Annotated in this window: 17 protein-coding genes; 7 read left to right on the top strand and 10 right to left on the bottom strand. The window is 62.8% G+C overall.

The window, feature by feature from the left end:
* Position 1: 1 nt before the first annotated feature.
* Complete coding sequence (locus tag ACFSDX_RS12550; RefSeq protein ID WP_382313937.1) at positions 2-781, bottom strand: MbnP family protein; 780 nt, start codon at positions 779-781, stop codon at positions 2-4.
* Between the two features lie 256 nt (positions 782-1,037).
* On the opposite strand from ACFSDX_RS12550, the gene ACFSDX_RS12545 reads away from it, so the two are divergent.
* The 3 genes from ACFSDX_RS12545 (at position 1,038) to ACFSDX_RS12535 (ending at position 5,587) form a co-directional block, all read left to right on the top strand.
* Entirely contained in the window at positions 1,038-1,412 is a 375-nt protein-coding gene (locus ACFSDX_RS12545) for a hypothetical protein (protein WP_382313935.1), read from the top strand.
* Positions 1,413-1,525: 113 nt separating this feature from the next.
* Positions 1,526-3,865 (top strand): TonB-dependent receptor domain-containing protein, encoded by a 2,340-nt coding sequence (locus ACFSDX_RS12540; protein WP_382313932.1) that lies wholly within the window; start codon positions 1,526-1,528, stop codon positions 3,863-3,865.
* Positions 3,866-3,943: 78 nt separating this feature from the next.
* Complete coding sequence (locus ACFSDX_RS12535) at positions 3,944-5,587, top strand: PepSY domain-containing protein (protein ID WP_382313930.1); 1,644 nt, start codon at positions 3,944-3,946, stop codon at positions 5,585-5,587.
* Positions 5,588-5,656: 69 nt separating this feature from the next.
* Here the strand turns inward: ACFSDX_RS12535 and ACFSDX_RS12530 are convergent, their stop codons facing one another.
* The 5 genes from ACFSDX_RS12530 to ACFSDX_RS12510 all read right to left on the bottom strand — a co-directional run bounded on the left by ACFSDX_RS12530 (position 5,657) and on the right by ACFSDX_RS12510 (position 10,420).
* Positions 5,657-6,184: an NADPH-dependent FMN reductase gene (locus tag ACFSDX_RS12530; protein WP_382313928.1), complete on the bottom strand. Its 528-nt coding sequence runs from the start codon at positions 6,182-6,184 to the stop codon at positions 5,657-5,659.
* Positions 6,185-6,353: 169 nt separating this feature from the next.
* The gene (locus tag ACFSDX_RS12525) at positions 6,354-8,009 is read right to left on the bottom strand and encodes an MFS transporter (protein WP_382313926.1); all 1,656 of its coding nucleotides are present in this window, start codon (positions 8,007-8,009) and stop codon (positions 6,354-6,356) included.
* Positions 8,010-8,174: 165 nt separating this feature from the next.
* Positions 8,175-8,741 (bottom strand): hypothetical protein, encoded by a 567-nt coding sequence (locus ACFSDX_RS12520; protein ID WP_382313924.1) that lies wholly within the window; start codon positions 8,739-8,741, stop codon positions 8,175-8,177.
* A gap of 318 nt (positions 8,742-9,059) precedes the next feature.
* Positions 9,060-9,203, bottom strand: coding sequence for a hypothetical protein (locus ACFSDX_RS12515; protein ID WP_382313922.1), 144 nt, complete (start codon positions 9,201-9,203; stop codon positions 9,060-9,062).
* A 611-nt stretch (positions 9,204-9,814) separates the two neighbouring features.
* Positions 9,815-10,420, bottom strand: a complete 606-nt coding sequence (locus ACFSDX_RS12510) for a pentapeptide repeat-containing protein (protein ID WP_382313920.1) — start codon at positions 10,418-10,420, stop codon at positions 9,815-9,817.
* Between the two features lie 124 nt (positions 10,421-10,544).
* Between ACFSDX_RS12510 and ACFSDX_RS12505 the strand changes: the two genes are divergently transcribed.
* Positions 10,545-10,955 (top strand): hypothetical protein, encoded by a 411-nt coding sequence (locus ACFSDX_RS12505; protein WP_382313919.1) that lies wholly within the window; start codon positions 10,545-10,547, stop codon positions 10,953-10,955.
* Between the two features lie 84 nt (positions 10,956-11,039).
* Here the strand turns inward: ACFSDX_RS12505 and lysA are convergent, their stop codons facing one another.
* A complete protein-coding gene (gene lysA, locus ACFSDX_RS12500; RefSeq protein WP_382313917.1) occupies positions 11,040-12,245 on the bottom strand; it encodes a diaminopimelate decarboxylase in 1,206 nt (401 codons plus the stop codon).
* A gap of 169 nt (positions 12,246-12,414) precedes the next feature.
* Between lysA and ACFSDX_RS12495 the strand changes: the two genes are divergently transcribed.
* The 3 genes from ACFSDX_RS12495 to ACFSDX_RS12485 all read left to right on the top strand — a co-directional run bounded on the left by ACFSDX_RS12495 (position 12,415) and on the right by ACFSDX_RS12485 (position 14,661).
* A complete protein-coding gene (locus ACFSDX_RS12495; protein ID WP_382313915.1) occupies positions 12,415-12,936 on the top strand; it encodes a DinB family protein in 522 nt (173 codons plus the stop codon).
* A gap of 87 nt (positions 12,937-13,023) precedes the next feature.
* Positions 13,024-13,545, top strand: coding sequence for a VOC family protein (locus tag ACFSDX_RS12490; RefSeq protein ID WP_382313912.1), 522 nt, complete (start codon positions 13,024-13,026; stop codon positions 13,543-13,545).
* A gap of 93 nt (positions 13,546-13,638) precedes the next feature.
* On the top strand, positions 13,639-14,661 hold the full coding sequence (locus ACFSDX_RS12485; RefSeq protein ID WP_382313910.1) for a N(4)-(beta-N-acetylglucosaminyl)-L-asparaginase: 1,023 nt from the start codon (positions 13,639-13,641) through the stop codon (positions 14,659-14,661).
* Positions 14,662-14,735: 74 nt separating this feature from the next.
* Here ACFSDX_RS12485 and ACFSDX_RS12480 read toward each other — a convergent pair whose 3' ends face one another.
* The 3 genes from ACFSDX_RS12480 to ACFSDX_RS12470 form a co-directional block, all read right to left on the bottom strand.
* Complete coding sequence (locus ACFSDX_RS12480; RefSeq protein WP_382313908.1) at positions 14,736-16,187, bottom strand: Gfo/Idh/MocA family protein; 1,452 nt, start codon at positions 16,185-16,187, stop codon at positions 14,736-14,738.
* A gap of 309 nt (positions 16,188-16,496) precedes the next feature.
* Entirely contained in the window at positions 16,497-17,573 is a 1,077-nt protein-coding gene (locus tag ACFSDX_RS12475; protein WP_382313906.1) for an NADH:flavin oxidoreductase/NADH oxidase, read from the bottom strand.
* Between the two features lie 176 nt (positions 17,574-17,749).
* Positions 17,750-19,327: a hypothetical protein gene (locus ACFSDX_RS12470; protein ID WP_382313904.1), complete on the bottom strand. Its 1,578-nt coding sequence runs from the start codon at positions 19,325-19,327 to the stop codon at positions 17,750-17,752.
* Positions 19,328-19,401 lie beyond the last annotated feature (74 nt).

Here is a 19,401-nt window from a genome sequence, read left to right as displayed (position 1 = left end):
GTTAGTCGGTGGTGATTTTCTTAACGGTGAACATGCCGGCCGCGTAGTTTTGGGCGAGCTGCACCGACTGCGTGCTGGGCATGTGCACGCCGGTAAAGGTGCTAAGCGCAGTCGGAGTCGGGCCGTCAAAAATCTTCGTCACGTTGGCGGCCAAGTGCAGCTGCGAGGTATGGTTGGCTTGCACCGTGAGCTTGGCGCCGTTGAAAGCGGGCGCGGCCGTCACGATGGCGTTGTTGGGGTCGGTGTAGCCGCCAATGTGGCAAGTCAGTGGCTTTGCGGGGCTGGTGGAGGTGATGGTGCCTTCCAGCTTCATAAAAATGTGGCCGCTGTTCCAGGTCCAGTACATGGCGTTGGCCTGGTTGAGGTCGCCGGTGAAGGTAGTTGGGTCGGTGAGGCCGGTTTTTTGCGCATCCACGCCTACGATAAAGCTCACGCCAGTGTAGTCGCCGGCCGGCACGTTGGGCACCATAAAGCTCAGGCTGCTGGGCTTGGCCTGGTTGACCAGAAAGTAGGTGTCGGGCGCGGCATAAGTGGTGCCGTCACTTTTGGTAAACTTGATATTCGACAGGTAGTACTCAAACGTGCTAACGGTAAACGTCTCGCCCGCTGCCGTAGTAGCCACTGTGCTGTTTAGCGCTAGGTCCTGCGACCCTGCCACGTTGCGAACGGTGATATTGACTGGCCCAGTGGTTTCGAGCGAGTCGCTGTCTTTTTTGCAGCCGCTGAATAGCGCCAGCGGAACCACCAGCAGCCCGAGCAGGGTAGAGAGACGGGTTTTCATATCGTTGAAATGGAAAGTAAAGCGCCGCGTTATTAGCAGAAATGGGCGGCTCACCGAGCTACCTAGGGCACACGCGCCAGCGGTGAAAAGTTCGTGACATCCAATTGCTAAGCTAGGAGCAACAGCTGAGAACGCGGTGAAGTTGCGGCTGCCAAATCTGCTGCCCATATCCTAACCAACGAATTTTTGCGGGCCATGGTCTGCGCGGCCGGAGCGGTGAGTCGTACTTTTGCCGGCGGTTAGCTATTTCCAACCTGTGAAGTCCATTTTCGCCTATTTGCTCTCGGCCCTGGTGCTGCTGCAAACCTTCAGCCGCGAGCTGCTGGTGGTGGACTTCACGTTGAACCAGGCCACTATTACGGCGCGCTTCTGCGTCAACAAAGCCCGGCCCCAGCTGCACTGCGATGGCAAATGCTACTTTGCTAAGCAGCTCAAAAAGCAGGAGGAGCGCGAGAGTAAGTCAGCCGGCCCGCTCAAGGAGCGGCTCGAAATGCTGCCCGCCGCCTTTAGTAGCTGGCAGCCGCAGCCGGCCCGCGTGGCCGCGCAGGTAGCCCCGCGCTACGCCCGTTTGGTAACGGGCACCTACGCCGCGCCACTCGGCGCTCTTTTTCGCCCGCCGCTCGGCGCCTAAACCAACCAGCAAGGAGGGAGTTGCCGGCCGGCTCGGCCCGCCTGACGCATCGCGCGCAGGCTTAGGCTGCCGCGCCTTGCCCCTAGGTTCGTTTAGCACCTGATTCGCAAGGGATGAAGTCGTTTTTTATTACTACCGGGCTGGCCGTGGGCTGCCTAGGTAGCGCCTATGCGCAGCAAGCCCCACTGCGCGGTACCATTCTCGATGCCCAAACGCAGCAGCCGCTGCCGGGCGTAACGGTAGTGGTGCCGGGCACCAGCACGGGCACCACCACCGACGCCGGCGGCCGTTTTGCGCTGGCCGTGCCCACTGGCACCCGCGAGGTAACGGTCTCCTTGATGGGCTATAACGCCCAGAAAGTGAGAGTGCCTAGTGCAGATAACGCCCTCACGGTGCGGCTCGAAGCGGCGCCCGTAAACCTGCAGGGCGTGGTGGTGTCGGCTAGCCGCGAGCAGGAAAAGCGCACCGAAGCGCCGGTGGCCATCAGCCAAATTGCGTCGCAGCTCATTGCCGATACTAAAGCCACGGCCCCGTACCAGCTGCTCAACAAGGTGGCCGGCGTGTACATGGTGAACCTTGGCAACGAGCAGCACATGATGGCTATTCGCCAGCCCATCAGCACCAACGCGGTGTATTTGTACCTAGAGGACGGGCTGCCCATCCGGCCCATCGGCATCTTCAACCACAACGCGCTCTACGAAATCAACCAGGCGGGCGTGCGCAGCATCGAGGTGGTGAAGGGGCCGGCCTCGTCGCTCTACGGCTCCAATGCCATCGGCGGGGCGGTTAACTTCCTCACGCAGCGGCCCACGCCGGTGCCCACGGCGGGCGTGTCGGTGCAGGGCGATGGCTTTGGCTACCGCCGCCTCGATGCCAGCGCTAGCGGCACGGTGGGCAAGCTCGGGCTGTACGCGGGTGGCTACGCGGCCCGCCAACGTACTAGTTGGCAAGACTATACCGATTTTGACAAGCAGTCGTGGACGCTGCGGGCCGACTACGCCTTCAGCCCGCGCACGCGGCTCATTGGCATGGGCACCTACAATTACCTCAACACCCAAACGCCCGGCACGCTCGACAGCACCCGCTTTTATAGCCGCAGCTACCAGAGCAACAACCGCTTCACTAACCGCGTGGTGACGGCCGTGCGCGGTAGCCTGCGCCTAGAGCACGAGTGGAACCCGGCCCAGCAAACGGCCCTCACGGCCTTCTACCGCTCCAACTCGACCGGCCAGCTGCCGAGCTATTTCATCAGCGACGTGCGCGCGAATGGCGTGTACCAAAGTTCGAATGGCCAGGTGAATAATCAGTCGTTTAAGAGCTACGGGGCGCTGGCGCAGCACCGCATCGACCTCGGGTTTCTGAATTCGCGGCTCATCGTGGGCGGGTATTTCGACTACAGCCCGAGCACCTACTGGGCGCGCTACCTCACGATTCAGAAGGACGTGGCCAATAACTTTTACACCGGCTACACCGACACTGGCCGGCTGCTCGACGATTATAAAATCGACCTGTTTAATACGGCCGCTTTCGCCCAATACGAGGTGCAAGCCACGGAAAACCTGCGCATCGTGGGTGGCCTGCGCTACGACCGGGTGCAGTATAATTTCAGCAATAACCTAAGTGGTAGTGCTACTTCGAAGAAGGCCGCTCAGCGGAACAGCTACAACTTGGTGGCGCCCAAGCTGGGGCTCACCTACGCCCTAGGGGCTAGCCAGGGCGTGTACGCCAACTTCAGCACCGGCTTCCAGCCGCCCGAAACGGGTAGCTTGTACAGCTCGCGCCAGCTCATCGAGCTCAAGCAAGCCAATTTTACCAACTACGAGACCGGCGGCTGGGTGGCGCTGCTCGACCGCAAGGTGTACCTTGACCTTAGCGTGTACGACATGGAAGGGCGCAACGAGATTGTCAGCATCCTGCAGGCCGATAACACGACCCAGAGCGAAAACGTGGGCGCCACCCGCCACCGCGGCGTCGAATATACGCTGACCTACGCGCCCGTTTCGGAAGTGAATTTCCGCCTCAGCGGTACCAATGCGCGCCATACATACGTGGACTACAGCGAGGTGGTGCAGGGCCGCAACCGCGACTACTCGGGCAACCGCATGCTGAACGCGCCCACCTGGATTGCCAACGCGGAGGTGTTTTACAAGCCGCGCTTCTTGCCCGGCGCTCGCCTCGGGCTGGAGTACCAGCGCATTGGCCAGTACTACACCAACACGGCCAATACCAAGACCTACGCCGGCTACAACCTGCTGAACCTGCGCCTAGGGTACCGCCTGCCGCAGCCGATGCTGCGGGGCCTCGACGTGTGGGCCAACGTGGTGAACCTCGGCAATGCGCTGTACGTCACCACGGTTACCAGCAACCAGTACGGCACCACGTACCAGGCCGCCGCGCCGCGCACCTACACCCTAGGCGTGGGCTACACCTTCGCGGGCCGAGCCAAAGAATAAGACTGTAGAACGGAGTGGCACTCCGTTCCTGAATTGCAGCAAAAAACGAAGTGCCACTTCGTTTTACAAGCAAGCTATATGTCTAGTAATCAAATTTCTTCGGTGCCGCCGGTGGTAGCCGCCCCCGCGCGGGCCGGCTCGCCGGTGCGGCGCTTCGTGGGCCGCCACATGTACCGCTGGCACCGGCTGCTCGGAATTATCACGGTGGTGCCCGTCATCTTGTGGACGCTCAGTGGTATTTCGCACCCGTTGATGTCCAACTGGTTGCGCCCACCCATCGCGCACGAAACGGTGCCTGCGCCGCCGCTCGCCGCCACGGCGCTCGTGGTGCCCGTGGCGCAGGTGCTCGCCGACCACCACCTGCCCGCCGTGCAAAACCTGCGCGTGGTGCAGTACCAGCGCCAGCCCTACTACCAGGTCACGACGGCCTCGGGCAAGCTGCGCTACTTCTCGGCCGCCACCAGCCGCGAGCTGCCCGGCGGCGACCAGGCTTATGCCGAAGACGTGGCCCGCTACCTGCTGGCCGACTCGACCAGCGCCGTGGCCAGCGCCGAGCGCCTGACCCACTACACCGGCGACTACAAATTCATCAACCGCCTGCTACCAGTCTGGAAAATCACGCTGGCCCGGCCCGATGGCATGGCCGTGTTTGTCGAAACCGGGCAGAGCCGCATGGGCACCTTCAACAACCACGCGCGGGCTACTTTCCTGTGGGTGTTTGGCATGATGCACAACTGGGACTTTCTGGAGGCGCTGCCCCGGCCGTTGCACCTGGGCATTATGCTGGTGTTCACTACCATCATCTGGCTGTCGGCGTTGAGTGGCCTGGTCATCTACGGCTTCGTGCGGCGCAAGCTGCGGCAGCCGCGCTCGGCCCAAGATGCGGTGGGCTGGCTGCGCCGGCGGCACCGTACGCTGGGGCTGTGGGTGGCGTTCGTCACGTTCACGTTTGCCCTCAGCGCCTCGTATCACTTGTGGCAAAAGCTGACGCCCGACCGCCGCGATGACGTAGCCCGCCGCACCACGTTTGGCGCCGCCGAGCTGGCGTGGCCGCTCACCCAGGCCCTGAGTGGCGCAGGTGGCGCCGCGCCCGTCACGCAGCTGTCGCTGGCGCGGGTGGGCGGCCAGCCCTACTACCGGCTGGTAAGCAAAAAGGCCGATGGCCTGCCGCTGGTGCAGTACCGCAGCACCCGCAACGGCGAGCTACTGCCCGATGGCGAGTTTCGCTACGCCCGCGAGTTGGCCCAGGAATTCAACACCAAGCTGAGCCAGCCCATAACGGCCGCCGCGGCTAGTGCCGAAAGCAACTCCACTATGGCCGACTGCTGCGCGGCACCCGAGCCGGCCGCGGCTACGGCCACCAAAACGGCCCTAGGTCTGCCCGCGGCCGGCCCGGCGCCGGCTACGGCCAGCTTGCTTAGCCCCGAGCTGGTAACCAAATTTGCCGGCGAGTACGGCTTCGTCAACAAGCGCCTGCCGGTGGTGAAGCTGGCTTTCGACGGGCCGGGCCACCCTGCCCTTTATGTCGAGCCCGCGTCGGGCAAGCTGGCGGCGCTCGTCACCGATGGCGACCGGCGCGAGGGGTTGTCGTTTGCCGTGCTGCACAAGTTTTTCCTGATGGACTGGGCCGGCAAAAACGTGCGCGACTTTGTGGCCATTTTCTCGGCCCTAGGAGTGCTGGTGGTCACGCTCTACGGGCTGGTGCTGCTGGTGCGCCGCTAGGGTAGTACCGTAGACCCTGTGGGTCCGCGCGTGCACTGACCGACGCGCGGACCCACAGGGTCTACGGTACTACCAGCTGAGCAAAGCCTCGGCCTGCTCGCGCAGCACCTGGCGCAGTAATGGGTCGGTAATTTCGCCTTCCTTCGACAAGTGCTGGCTGATGTGGGGCAGGCGCACGCGCTGCGGCAACACGCTGGTACCTAGGTAGAACAAAATGTCGGTGAGGTGGCTCAGCGCCAGCAGGCCGCCCTGGCCGCCACTGCTGAGGGACACCAGCGCCGCCTTCTTACCCCGGATGCCGCCGGGGTAGGGGAGGGCATCGATAAAGGTCTTGAGCGCGCCGGGGATGGAACAGTTGTACTCGGGCGCGAAAATGACGAGTTTGTCCGACTGGTCGAGCGGCGCGATGAGGCGGTTGAACTCGTCGTGCCGCCCGGCATTGTGGTAAAGGGCTTCGGTGAGCAGGTCGGCTGGTAAGTCCGTAAGGTCTAGGAACTGGTAGGGCGCGCCGAGCTCGTCGAGCAGCGTGGCGTAAAATTCGGCCACGCGCCGGGTGCGCGACTGGGGGCGGCTGGTGCCAACAAGGAGGGTAAGCAAGAGAGGAGTTTTTGGGCTGTTAGCTAATAGCTGCCAGCGGTTGGCTTTTGTTTTGGAAGGCTACGTAAGAACTGGAATAGGGTGCGGGGCTTGCCCCCGCCCGGCGTTGCTGAGTAACGTGTTTCTTAACAACGCCGGGCGGGGGCAAGCCCCGCACCCTACCTGAATATTACTGCACGCTCTCGGCCATTTGCAGCGGCGGGCTGGGCACTTCCACGTTGGCGGTGCGGGGGAAAGCCAGAAAGTGCGAAACCCGCGGCGGCTTGGGGCCGTGGTGCAGCTGCCGCACTTGCGCCTCCACCGCCTGGTCGTCGCGGGTGAAGCGGCGGTGCTGGCGCAGGTGCTCGCCCCAGGTGGCCACGTAAAAAAACTCGGTGATGCGCGTAGGCTCGGCCACATCGGCAAAGACGCCGGCGCGCAGCGCGCCATCGCGCAGGCGCAAGCGCGTGAGCTGCTGGGCCGCCTCGTGGAAGGCTGGCCAGTCGGCGGGCGCTACCTCGTACACTATCATCACGACCACGGGGCCATCTTCAGGGTCGATAATCTCGCCGGTGGAGGTGGCAATGGTGGGGTCGGTGCGGCTGTCGGCGGGCGCTAGGTCGAGGCCCTCGGGCTGGTGAATAGGAAAGGGCAAGGCCAGCAGCAGGCTGGCCAGCATCCAGCCGGCTGCGCCCAGCAGGGCGGTTTGCAGGCTGATGCGGTCGGCCAACTCACCCCAGGCCACGCTGCCGATGCTCATGCCGGCCTGAAACGTGAGCATGTAGATACTTACCACCCGCGCCTGCACCCACTTGGGCACGTGCAGCTGCACGGTGGTATTGAAGCTGGTCATCACAATCAGCCAGCAGGTGCCCGAAATAAACATCACCGGAAATAGCCAGTACTCGCTCGGCACCAGCGCCAGGGCTAGGTTGGTGCCCACAAAGCCGATGGAGCCCAGCAGCACTCGCTGGTTCATGGAGAGCTGCTGGCCGGCGCGGCCCATCAAAAAAGCCCCCGTAATGGCGCCTGCGCCCAGCCACGACAGCATCACGCCGTAGGTGCCCGAGCTTAGGTGCAGCCGCCGCGCCACTACCACGCTCAGCAGTGCCCACATGGCGCTGGCCCCAAACGAGAAGGCGAACGTGCGCACCAGCACCCCATAAATGGCCGGCGAATACTGCACATAGCGCAACCCTGCCCGCAGCGCGCCGGTGAAGTTTTCGGCCGGGCCACTGCTGGGCTCCGCCGCCCGCCGCCAGCGGTACACTACCACCCAGGTGCCGATAAAGGAAATCCCGTTCACCATAAACACCCAGCCCGGCGAGTAATAGGCGATGATTAAGCCACCTAGGGCCGGCCCGATGGCACGAGCAATATTGTTGCTCACTCCATTGAGGGTGATGGCAAACGGCAGTATCGGTCGGGGCACCAGCTCAGTGGCCACGGCCTGCCATATCGGCCCGTTCAGGGCCGCGCCCATGCCCAGCAGAAACGTGAAGCCCAGCACCTCCAGCGCCGTAATGTGTCCCGTAAACGTGAAGGCGCCCAGGCTAAAGGCCACCACCGCCATAAAGCCCTGGGTGCCCAGCAGCAGCTTACGCCGGTCAATGAGGTCGCCCACGGCGCCGGCCGGCATGCTCAGCAAAAAGGCTGGCAGGCTGGTGGCCGTTTGCATAAGCGCCACCAGCAGGGCCGAGGTCGTGAGCGTGGTTACGAGCCACACGCCGGCCACGTTCTGCATCCAAGTGCCCACGTTCGACACCACCGAGGCAATCCAGATGGCCCGAAACAGCGCGTAGGTGAACGGCGTGAGCATCGAGGGCTTAGGCGCGGCAGGGGTCATCAGGGGTAAGCGAATAAGTGAAATGTAGCTTGGACTTTGCGAGTCCGAGCGCGAGCGTAGCTCGCATCTGGTCTGGCGTTGTTTGCGCCTAGGTAGCGTCTTGTACCTATTCAAGCGTAGATGCTCGCTGCGCGAGCGCCCGGGCTCACAGAGTCCAAGCTACCCTTAGTTGCGAACAGGCACTTCTTTTAAATAAACCGGCATCGACAAGTAAGTTTTGGCCACTGGCTGCCCCAGCTGGTGCACCACGAGCGCCCGGCAGTGGCTGGTGCTCGCCTGGCCATCCAGTTCGAAGGCGATGCCGCGCCGCACATCATCGTAGAGGTAGCGCGGGCCAGCCTGGAGCCGGTAGCTGATGGCCAGCGGCAGCCGGCCATAGCTCGCCTGAATCTGACTTAGCGTGGCGCCGGTGCGCAGCCCGTTGGCCAGGCGGAAGTAAGCAGACGTGGCCCGCACCACCTGCACCGCCTTGTGGGTGTCCTGGCCCGGTATCATGGTCGTGTATACGTCGAGTTGGGCGGGCGGGTGGCCCGTGCCAAACCAGGTGGCCCAGGCCTTTTGCATGGCCGCGTCGCTGTAGGCGGCGGGCCCTAGGGTGGCCAGCGTGGCCGCGTCGGCCCCGAGCTTCAGGTTGCCCATGCTGCGGCCCGGCACCACTAGCTGGGCCGGCGTGGGCGGGGCCAGCAGCGGCAATAGGTGCGGCAGCGGCGCTAGCAAAAAAAGCAACATCATCCTTCCGGTTTGGTGGGGCTAGCACTTACGCGGGCGGCCCAGTGCAGGTTAAAAGCGGCGGGGCGCCCTAGGGTCGCTAACAGCGGCATTAACCCAGGCTAAACAGTACTAAACAATAAAAGCCCCTCAGAGAGGGGCTTCTAAAAGCAGAAAAGAGGTGAACAGGTAGAGTAAGGTTTCGGAAGTTTGTTAACTAGCTCTTTTTGTTAGCGTTGAAGCGGGTGCGCTGGTCTTGCATTGTGGTGCCCAGCTCGTTGGCCATGCCGTGATAGCGCGAGATACTCAGCAGCTTGAGGCGGTCGGCCTCGTCAAAATTGTTCAGCCACAGGTTGGCTTCGGCGTCGTTGTAGAGGGTGGCGCTTTGTGCGCCTGCTTGTCTTTTTCGGCTTTGATTTTTGCGTCGGCTACGGCCGACGAATGGTCGGCTTTCTGCTGCTTCACGGCCTCTTCGTAGCGGAGCATTACCTAGGCCTGGTAGAAGTGGCTACCAGCCGGCGCACGTAGTCGAAAGTGAATTTCTGAGCATCAATGCGCTAGCCATGGGCAGTGAGCAAGGAGGCTGCGCCCAAGAAAGTAACCAGTAAACGCATAGTTTGAAATAATGATAAAGATAAAAGTCTGATAAGTGACGCAAGCTACTCATAAACTGATAAATAGTAACTAGCTGGTTCCGGTAAAATTATATTAGCTGCGCGCTTATTCCAAGTCCCCCAATCTAGCTATTGTTCTATGCCCAATCGCCGTATTCCGCACTTCCAGCCGCCCGTTACCTAGCCGCCAGGTAGCGCAAATGGACCGCTAATAATTCTTGCTACTAGCTGAAAATAAGGTGCTTACTAGCTAATGCTCAGCGATTCAGCCGCTCGGGCTGCGGGGCTGGTAGCCTCGGCCGCGCCGGGTGCGGTGCCCTAGGTGGGCAACGGACACCGCGCTGCGGCAAGCAGCAAGCTGGAAAAGTACAGCTATAAAGTGCTTTTAAACACTATTTTAAGCGCTGACAATGCAACTAATACGATTAAAAAAAGCGGGCGGGGCGATGAGGCTCACTAACTATCAGTGCCCCAGCGCGGGCCTTACTCCACCACTAGGTCGTGCTTGGCCAATAAGCCCGGCAGCCCGGCCAGCGCAAAGCGTGCCCCGGTGAGGGTGTTCGTTTCGGGGTCGAGGGCGTAGTTGGTGGCCGTGGTGAAGTCGGCCCCGGCCAGCACCGTGCTGTGAAAGCCCGTCCGCGTGAGGTCACAGCCCGCAAACGAGGCACCGCTGAGGTCAGCGTTGGTAAAGTCGGCCTCGTCGAGGGTGCACTGCCCGAAGCGGGTGCCCGCCATGCGCTTGCCCCCGAAGGAGGCGTAGCGCAGCTGGCAGCCGTCGAAGTGCACCCCAAACAGCATGTCCTGGCATGCCGAGAACTGCACGCCCAGCAGCTTGCAGTCGGCAAAGGCCACGTTTTGCAGGGCCGTGCCGCCGAGCTTGGCCGTGCTCAGGTTGCAACGCTCAAACAGGCAGTCTTCGAAGCGCAGCCCGCTTAGGTCGGCTTCGGCCAGCTCGCAGCTGATGAAGTGAAACTGCTCGAATTCGCGCCCTAGGGCCAGCAGGCGCGGGGCATCGAGGCCCGTGAGCACCTGCCCGGCGGGGAAGTAGTCGGGCTTGCGGAGGGCGGTGGGTTTACGGCGCGGTTTCATAAGCTGAAGCGTAAAAGGCAACGAAAAGCTAACCTAAGGTGGCACCTGCAAGTTTAGGGGAAGCAAGTGGCTGGTTTCGGTACAGTACCTTGCGGCGGGTTCTACCCGTTTCTTATTTTATGCTATGGCTGCGCGCACTATCTATTTTAAAAACAACGCTGGCTGCCTCTGGGAAGAGCCGGAGGCCTATATCCGCCTAGAATACTACGCTGGGTTGCGCAGCGAAACGCAGTTTCAGGCGCTGCTCACGCACGCGCAGCAAGCCCTCAAGCGCCACGGCTGGAGCAAAATGTTGGTCAACCAGCAAGCGATGAGCGCCTTTACGCCCACCGAAGAAACCTGGATGATAAACGACTGGCTGCCGCGCGCCGTGCGCGAAGCCGGCTACCGCTACGGTGCCGTGGTGGTGGCGCACAACGTATTTGCCCGCCTCGCCATGACGGGCATCGTCATGACCAGCCGCAAGCTCGGCCATCTCTACCGCAACTTCGAGCACGAAACCGAGGCGGTGGCCTGGCTGCTGGAGCAGGAATAGTTTTTAGTGCTTAACTGCTAGTGGGTAGTGGTTAGTGACAAACGATTGGCCTCTAATCACTACCCACTAGCAATTAAGCACTACTTATACTTGCCCAGCTAGCAGGTCCTCGAAGGTTTGGCGGCGGCGGATGAGGCGCGGGGCCTCGTCGCCATCGAGCAGCACCTCGGCGGGGCGCAGGCGCGAGTTAAACGAGCTGCTCATCTCGAAGCCGTAGGCGCCGGCGTTGTGGAAGGCCAGCACGTCGCCCTCGCGCACCTCGGGCAGCAGGCGGTCCCAGGCAAAGGTGTCGGTTTCGCAGATGTTGCCCACCACCGTGTACAGCCGCTCGGGCCCATTCGGGTGCGAGAGGTTGGAAATGTAGTGATACGCATCGTACATCATGGGCCGGATGAGGTGGTTGAAGCCCGAATTGACGCCCGCAAACACGGTGGCCGTGGTGTGCTTCACGGTCGAAACCTCGACCAGCAGGTAGCCGGCCTCGCTCACCAGGTACTTGCCGGGCTCGAACCAGGCTTCGAGCGGGCGGCCGTATTCATTTTCAAACTCGTAGAAAGCGGCGGCCACCTGCTCGCCCAGGCCGGCCACGTCGGTTTCGGGGTCGCCGGGCTTGTAGGGTACTTTGAAGCCCGAGCCTAGGTCCAGAAATTCGAGCTGCGGGAAGCGACGCGCGGCGTCGAACAGAATTTCCAAGGCGCGCAAGAACACGGCTACGTCCTTGATTTCGGAGCCCGTGTGCATGTGCAGGCCGCGCACGTGCAGGCCGGTGCCCTTCACCACGCGCTCGAGGTGGCGCATCTGGTGAATGCTGACGCCGAACTTGCTGTCGATGTGGCCAGTCGAAATCTTGTAGTTGCCGCCCGCCTCGATGTGCGGGTTCAGGCGCACGCACACGGGGTACGAGCCGCCGTAGGTGGCCCCAAACTGCTCGAGCAGCGACAGGTTGTCGATGTTGAGATTCACGCCCAGCTCCTTGGCCTCTACCAGCTCGGCGAAGGCCACGCTGTTGGGGGTGAACAGGATGTTCTCGGGCTGAAAGCCCACGTGTAGGCCTAGACGCACTTCGTTGATGCTCACGCAGTCGAGGCCCGCGCCTTCGGCCAGTAGCACCTTCAGCACGGCCACGTTGGTGAGGGCTTTGCAGGCGTAGAAAAACCGCGTGGGGTGGCCGCTGAAGGCGGTGGTGAGTTTGTGGTACTGGGCCCGAATGGTATCGGCCTGGTACACGTAGAGCGGGGTGCCAAACTGCGCGGCGGCGGCCAGCAGGGCGGAAGCAGAAGATGCAGACATGAAACGCGAACGAAAAGGGCGGCCGGGCCGCGCCCCCCAAAGGTACAACCGCCCGAAACTCGCCCCACTAGATGCGCGCCACTTGCCGGCCCATTAGTCGGTTATCCTACCTGACCCGCTGCTTGGCCTTGGCGCCGAACCTTGCGTACACCACGTTTTATTATTGCCCATGCCCACTCCCAGCCTGCCCGAAGTGTGGCTGCGCGGCCCGCTGCCCGCGGTGCCGCCGCTGCTCCAGCCCGTGGCCCACGCCCTGCTGCAAGCCCGCGAAGAAGTAACCGCGCTGCTGGCCGACTTCCCGGCCGCCCGGCTGGCCGAGCGGCCCCTGGGGCTGGCCTCGGTGGGCTTCCATTTGCGCCACCTAGCGGGCGTGCTCGACCGCACCTTCACTTACGCCCGCGGCGAAGTCCTGAGTGAAACCCAGCTCGCCTACCTCGCCGCCGAGGGCCAGCCGCCCACCCACCTAGGGGCCGTAGAGGAGCTGGTGCAGGCCTTTAGCCACCAGGTGAATATGGCCCTGGTGCAGCTGCAAGCCACCCCCGAAGCTACCTTGCCTGAGTGGCGCGGGGTGGGCCGCGCCCAGCTGCCGAGCACCGTGATAGGCCTGCTGGTGCACGCCGCCGAGCACACCACCCGCCACGTGGGCCAGCTGCTCGTAACGGCCCGGCTGGTGGCTAGCGCGGCCCCTTGAGATAAGATGGTAGGAGATTCAGCGCCAGTGCCTAGCACTACTTGCCGCGGCCTGCGTATCAGGCTGTACCACTCTATCTACCTACTTATGAAAAACACGTTTCGAGGAATTGACCACGTCGGCTGGACGGTGCCCGACCTGGAGGCCGCCACCCAATTCTTGGAGCAGGCCTTTGGGGCGCAGGTTATCTACGACTCGCACCTTAAAACCAGTCCGCCCCAGGCCGGCGCCTGCGTCGAGCAGCAGCTGGGCCTGCCGCCCGGCGGCCAGGTTATTCAGATTCGGCTGCTGCGCCTGGCCAACGGGGCCTCCCTCGAACTGTTTGAGGTGGCCCGTGCGCAACAGCAGTCACCGGCTACCCTAGTTGACCTCAGCTTTACCCACATCGGGCTGTACGTCGATGACCTAGCGGCCGCCATGCAGCGCTTTGAGGCGGCCGGCGGGCGGCTGCTGTCGGAGCCCCACGACCTGAAAGGAGTGGAGGCTGGTCCCGGCAACGCCTTCGTGTACGGCCACACGCCCTGGGGTGCCCTAGTCGAGCTGCTGACTTACCCGGCCGGCGTGCAGTGCCCCGACCCCCAGGTGCCGCGCTGGACGCCGGCCGCCTAGGTCGCCGGGTGGCTTTATGGGGGGCGAAGGTGGCAAGCTGGCGCGCCGGTGCTTTCTTTGGCCCGCCGCATCCGCTTTCACCCCCGACTTTGTATGGCTACTCGCCGGAAATTTCTGACCTCCTCGGCCGCCAGTCTGGCGCTGCTCACCGCCCAGCCCGGCGGCGCCGTGCCCGTGCCGCTGCCGCCCAATGCACGCGGCAAAGCGCTGGCTATTTCGACCTGGAACGATGGCGTGGCCGCTAACCAAGGCGCCTGGGAAATCCTGAAAAAAGGCGGCCCCGCCCTCGACGCCGTTGAGGCCGGCGTAATGGTGACCGAGGCCTCGCAAAACTGCTGCGTGGGCCTGGGTGGCAACCCCGACCGCGATGGCATCGTGACGCTCGACGCCTGCATCATGGACCACCAGTTCAACTGCGGCAGCGTGGCCGCGCTCGAGCGCATTTTGCACCCCATCAGCGTGGCGCGGCGCGTGATGGAAAAAACGCCCCACGTGATGCTCGTGGGCGAGGGCGCCCAGCAGTTTGCCGTGGCCCAGGGCTTTCCCCTGCAGCCCCAAAAGCTGAGCCCCGACGCCGAAAAGGCGTACCGCGAGTGGCTGAAAACCAGCGAGTACAAGCCCGTAGTGAACATCGAAAACAGCGGCAACCGCAAAACCGGCCCCGTGGGCGGCCCCCAAAACCACGACACCATTGCCATGCTGGCCCTCGATGCGCAGGGCAACCTCAGCGGCAGCTGCACCACCAGCGGCATGGGCTTCAAGATGCGCGGCCGGGTGGGCGACTCGCCCCTCATCGGCTCGGGATTATACGTTGATAATGAGGTAGGGGCCGCCGCCGCCACCGGCCAGGGCGAAGATGTGATTCGCATGGCCGGCGCGCACACCGTGGTCGAGTTTATGCGCCAGGGCATGTCGCCCGAGGCGGCGTGCCGCGCCGCCGTCGAGCGCGTGAACCGCATTAAAGGCGCCAAAGCCAAGGATATTCAAGTTTGCTTCATCGCCGTGAATAATCAGGGCGTCACCGGCGCCTTTGCCTTGCAAAAAGGTTTTAGCTATTCGCTCTGCAACGCCGCTGACCAGCGTAAAGTGGTGCAAAGCGGGTACTTACTGAAGTAAGCTACCTCCTTGATAAGCAAAAAGGTCCTGCCGCACTGTGTGTGGCAGGACCTTTTTTAAAGGAAAAACGCTACCTAGGCCAGTTTCCAGCCCTGGCGGTACTCGCGCTTCACGAACTGGTTCACCTCGTCGAGGTTGGTGATGCGCATTTGGTTATTGTCCCACAGCAACTTACGGCCGCGGCCAGGGTAGTCGAAGCCTTTGCCCGAAGCCTTGGGCTTTTGCAAGTCGTAGCCGCGGATGGCGAGGTTGGCCATGAGCAGCGCCTCGGTGAGCGGGCCGGCCAGCTCGAAAGGCGAGCTCACCTTCATCTTGCCAGCACCGGCGAGGCAAGCTTCTACCCACTGGCCGTAGTGGCCATCGGCCTGGCCGGGCACGCGGGCTAGGGTCTGGGGCACCTTCACTTCTTGGTTGCGTGAGAGGGGCAGCAGGCGCGGGTCGGCGCCGTAGGTGCTGGCCATCATCTTGCCCTTAGTGCCCACGAATAGGGTGCCGTTGCCGCCGTCGCCAAACAGCTCATTGGGGCCTAGCTCGTCGGGGCGCTCGGGCTGAATGCCGCCGTCCATCCAGTGCACGGTCACGTCGCCCTTGGTCTTATTAGTCTTGGGGAAAGTGAGCGTGACGTGGCTGCTGGGCGGGCAGCTTTCGGGGAAGTATCCACGCTTAAATTCATCGACGTACACGCTGCCCACGCTGGCCTGCACCGAGTTAGCGTACTGCAAATCGAGTACCCGGAAGGGCGATTCGAGCAGGTGGCAGCCCATGTCGCCGAGGGCGCCGGTGCCGTAGTCCCACCAGCCGCGCCAGTTGAAGGGGATGAGCTTATCGACATAGTCGCGCTGGGGCGCCGTGCCCAGCCACAAATCCCAATCCAGCTCAGCGGGCGGCGTTTGCTTGGTGGTGGGCCAGGCAATGCCCTGGGGCCACACGGGCCGGTCGGTCCAGCAATAGATGGTGTGCACGTCGCCGATGGTGCCGGCATCGTACCATTCCATGAGCTGCCGCACGCCGTCGTTGGAGGCGCCCTGGTTGCCCATTTGGGTCACCACTTTGGGGTAGCGCTTGGCCGCGTTGGTGAGGGCGCGGGCCTCAAAGATGTCGTGGGTTAAAGGTTTTTGCACGTAGACATGCTTACCCAGCTGCATAGCCGCCATGGCCGTCACGGCGTGGTTGTGGTCGGGCGTCGACACCGACACGGCATCGATGTGCTTGTGCTCTTTGTCAAGCATTTGCCGCCAGTCCTTGTAGTACTTGGCTTGCGGAAACGCCTTGCGCGAATTGGCAGCGCGGCGGTCGTCCACATCGCAGAGGTAGGCGATGCGCGCTTTGCCAGTCTTGGCAAACATGGCGATGTCGCTCTCGCCCTTGCCGCCGGCACCCACGCCAGCAATTACAAGCTGGTCGCTAGGGGCAGTGTAGCCCTTGCCGCCCAGCACAAAGCGCGGAACGATGATGATGCCGGCCGTGGCAGCCGCACCTTGCTTGAGGAAGGTACGCCGAGACGGAGTTTCGGGAAGCTGGCTCATACGTAATAAGTTGAGTGGGAAAAGTTTGGGCAAAAGGTACGCAACTGCGCCCATTCTTTTGGCCAATTTCCTCCAGTTATTGTGCAGGTGCGCCGGCTGCTTAGCCTGGGTTTTAGCTTGGCGCAGAGTTGGTAAAGCTGCTGGTGTTTACCTTGTAGCTTAGTGTGGTTTCAGAGTAGAACGGAAGCAAAAAATGAGGATGTTCGAAAGCTTTCACCAGCTTTCGAACATCCTCATTTTCGATTTGGGCTAAAGCGCGCACCGTAAGCACGCGTTTAGGTGGTAGGCTAAAGCCCGTGTTACCGATACCTAGCGCCGGGGCTTGGCGCGTTCGTACTGCACGGGCCAGGCCACTTCGGCGCCCAGCTCGTGGGCGGCGTGCAGCGGGAAGTAAGGGTCGCGCAGCTCCTCGCGGGCCAGCAGCACCAGGTCGGCCTGGCCGCTGGCCACGATTTTTTCCGACTCAGCGGCCGTGGTAATCATACCCACCGCGCCGGTGGCAATACCCACCTCGCGCTTGATGCGCTCGGCAAACTCGACTTGGTAGCCGGGGCCCACTGGGATGCTGGCCTTCTCCACGTTGCCGCCCGTCGAGCAGTCGATAAGGTCCACGCCGCGGTCGCGCAGCCAGGTGGCGAGCTGCACCGACTCGTCGGCCGTCCAGCCGCCCTCCGTCCAGTCAGTGGCCGAGATGCGCACGAACAGCGGGAAGTCTTCGGGTAATACCTGGCGCACGGCCGCCACCACTTCCAGCAGCAGCCGAATGCGGTTTTCGAACGAGCCGCCGTAGGTGTCGGTGCGCTGGTTTGAGAGCGGCGACAAAAACTCGTGCAGCAGGTAGCCGTGGGCCGCGTGCAGCTCAATTACCTTAAAGCCAGCCGCCAGCGATCGCTCGGTAGCGCTGCGAAAGTCGGCGATAACCTTTTTGATGCCGGCCGCATCCAGCGCCACCGGCTGGGGGTAGCTGTCGGAGAACGCGATGGCGCTAGGCGCCACTACCTCCCAGCCGCCCTCGGCCTCGGGCACCGCCCCGTGGCCCTTGCCCAGCCAGCTGGTGTAGGTGCTGGCTTTGCGGCCGGCGTGGGCCAGCTGCACGCCCGGCACGCTGCCGTGAGCCTCGATAAACTGGTTGATGCGCTGCTGAAACTCGATGTGCTCGTCCTTCCAGATGCCGAGGTCTTCGGGCGTGATGCGGCCCTCGGGCGACACCGCCGTGGCTTCTTGAATGAGCAGCCCGGCGCCGCCCACGGCGCGGCTGCCCAGGTGCACCAAATGCCAGTCGTTGGCAAAGCCGTCGAGGGCGCTGTACTGGCACATGGGCGAAACCACAATGCGATTTTTGAGGGTGAGGCCGCGCAGGGCAAGCGGCTCGAAAAGGGTAGGCATAAATTTAGGTATCAAATGATTGCCATTCAGATGCCAGGTCGCTAACGGCGCCCGGTACTCTGAGAATGCACGGCAGAACACGAACAACCAACGAAGTCGACTGGAGGTTGCCTGCGCGCGGGCAGCAGTCTCGCTCAGAAGAAAATATCCCCCTATCCTCGCCCGCTAGCGCGCAGCTAAGCGGGCAGCTCGGCTAGGAGCTCGCCTAGGCATAGGACGGCTTCGGGTCCGTAGCCGTGGGCTGTAATGGCGTTCAGTACCGCTTCGTAGCGCTCGGGGTAGCCAGCTAATAGCTTCTTAAACGGGACTTCTTCCGCAGTATTTCGTCCCCACATCGACAGCACCTGCAGTGTTTCTGCACTACGAGCACCCATTTCTAGCAGCAATAGCGTAAACTTGGCATGGCGGCTTATAAGGTTTTGAACTACAGCTTCGTGTCCTGATTTGGGCCCAGCCAGCGGGTTTTGCTGCCCTAGGGTATAGCACTGGCGCAGGGCAGCGCGCAATAAGTCGAGCGTCCACCAGGCCGCCGTCCAGAACTGGTTGGTGACCTGGCCCTGCGCCAGCCAGTGGCTGCTGGCTTGGCAAAACGGCAGGGTGGAGAGCCCCAACGACCCAGTATATGCCGCTAGCCGCCACCCCATCATAGGCTCCGCCGTATGGTCAGCCCGGGGCCGAAACCAGCTGTAGCCTTCGTGCTGCGCGACTAGGTGCACCAGCCACGCCTCCGCAAAGGTGGGCTCAGAAAGGGGCGGTAGCAGCTGGGCCGCTAGGAGGGCCGTCTGGGCAAAATTGAGGGAGGCGGCGGCCTGGCCGGGCGCATCGGCGGTGCGCGCCAGATGCTCCAGCCCGTCGCGCACGGCCAGCAAGATGAGGCCGCGTCGGATAGCCCAGTCAGCAGGCAGCCGGTCTAGGGCCTGGCGCAGAAACCGGAAGGCGGCGCTCTGCGCCTTGATTTCGGCTAGTTGGCCCGGCCGCGCATACACCACGCAAAATAGCTGCACGAGTAGCGACCACGGCCCGTAGACCGAGAGGCGGTCGCGCAATGACATTTTGGACCGAAAGTAGCCCACTAGCTTCGGAATGACGCCGCCCCACTCCGCTTCATACAGCTCGCCCCGCGCCAGGGCCCCCAGCAGCTGGGCCACTTCGCTGGTGGGCTGGCACTTGGCTACATGCGCCAGCCAAGCCGTGAGGTCTAGCTGGGCCACAAACACTACCACCGAAGCCAGCAGCAGCGCCTCGTCGGTGACGGGCGGGGCGGGCTCGGCCGGTGTTCCCAGCACCAGCCGGGCTTCGACGGCGGCCACGTGCAGCGAGGCCCCGCAGGCGCGCAGCACCGCGCCTAGGTCAAAGGGCGACACGTTTGGCGGCAACACCGGGGGCACCGGGGCGGGCAGCAGCTCGGCGAGCACGCCCGCCGTGAAGCCTGGGTAGCGCGGGTCGAGCCGGCGCTGGGCCTGCTGGGCATAGCCGCTCAAGATGGCGCGCCGCATATCACCGGTGAGGTCTTGAAATTGAGCAGCAGCCTTTTGAGGTTCAAACGCGTTGCTGCGGGCGTAGTCGCCTCCTGTTATTACCCAGCCGCCTGTAGCTGAGTTAAGCACAAAATCGGCCTCAAAGCCGGGAAGCAGCAAAAACCCGCCTTCATTGAGCTGGGCTACCAGTTCGCCCAGCGGATACAGCGCATCCCACTCGGCCGGTATGGTGAGCTCGCTTAAAAAAGCCGGGGCAGAAGGAGTTGAGTCCGCCATAAAAATCAAATAAATGATTCGGTATATAGCAAAAGTAAGTAGGTATTGCGCAGGGGTAGCTGCGTGCGGCCTAG

Origin of the sequence: Hymenobacter bucti (assembly GCF_042681145.1) — a bacterium.
Lineage (GTDB): Bacteria > Bacteroidota > Bacteroidia > Cytophagales > Hymenobacteraceae > Hymenobacter > Hymenobacter bucti.
Note: the sequence above shows the minus strand (reverse complement) of the source record. Positions and strands in the feature narration are given on the sequence as shown.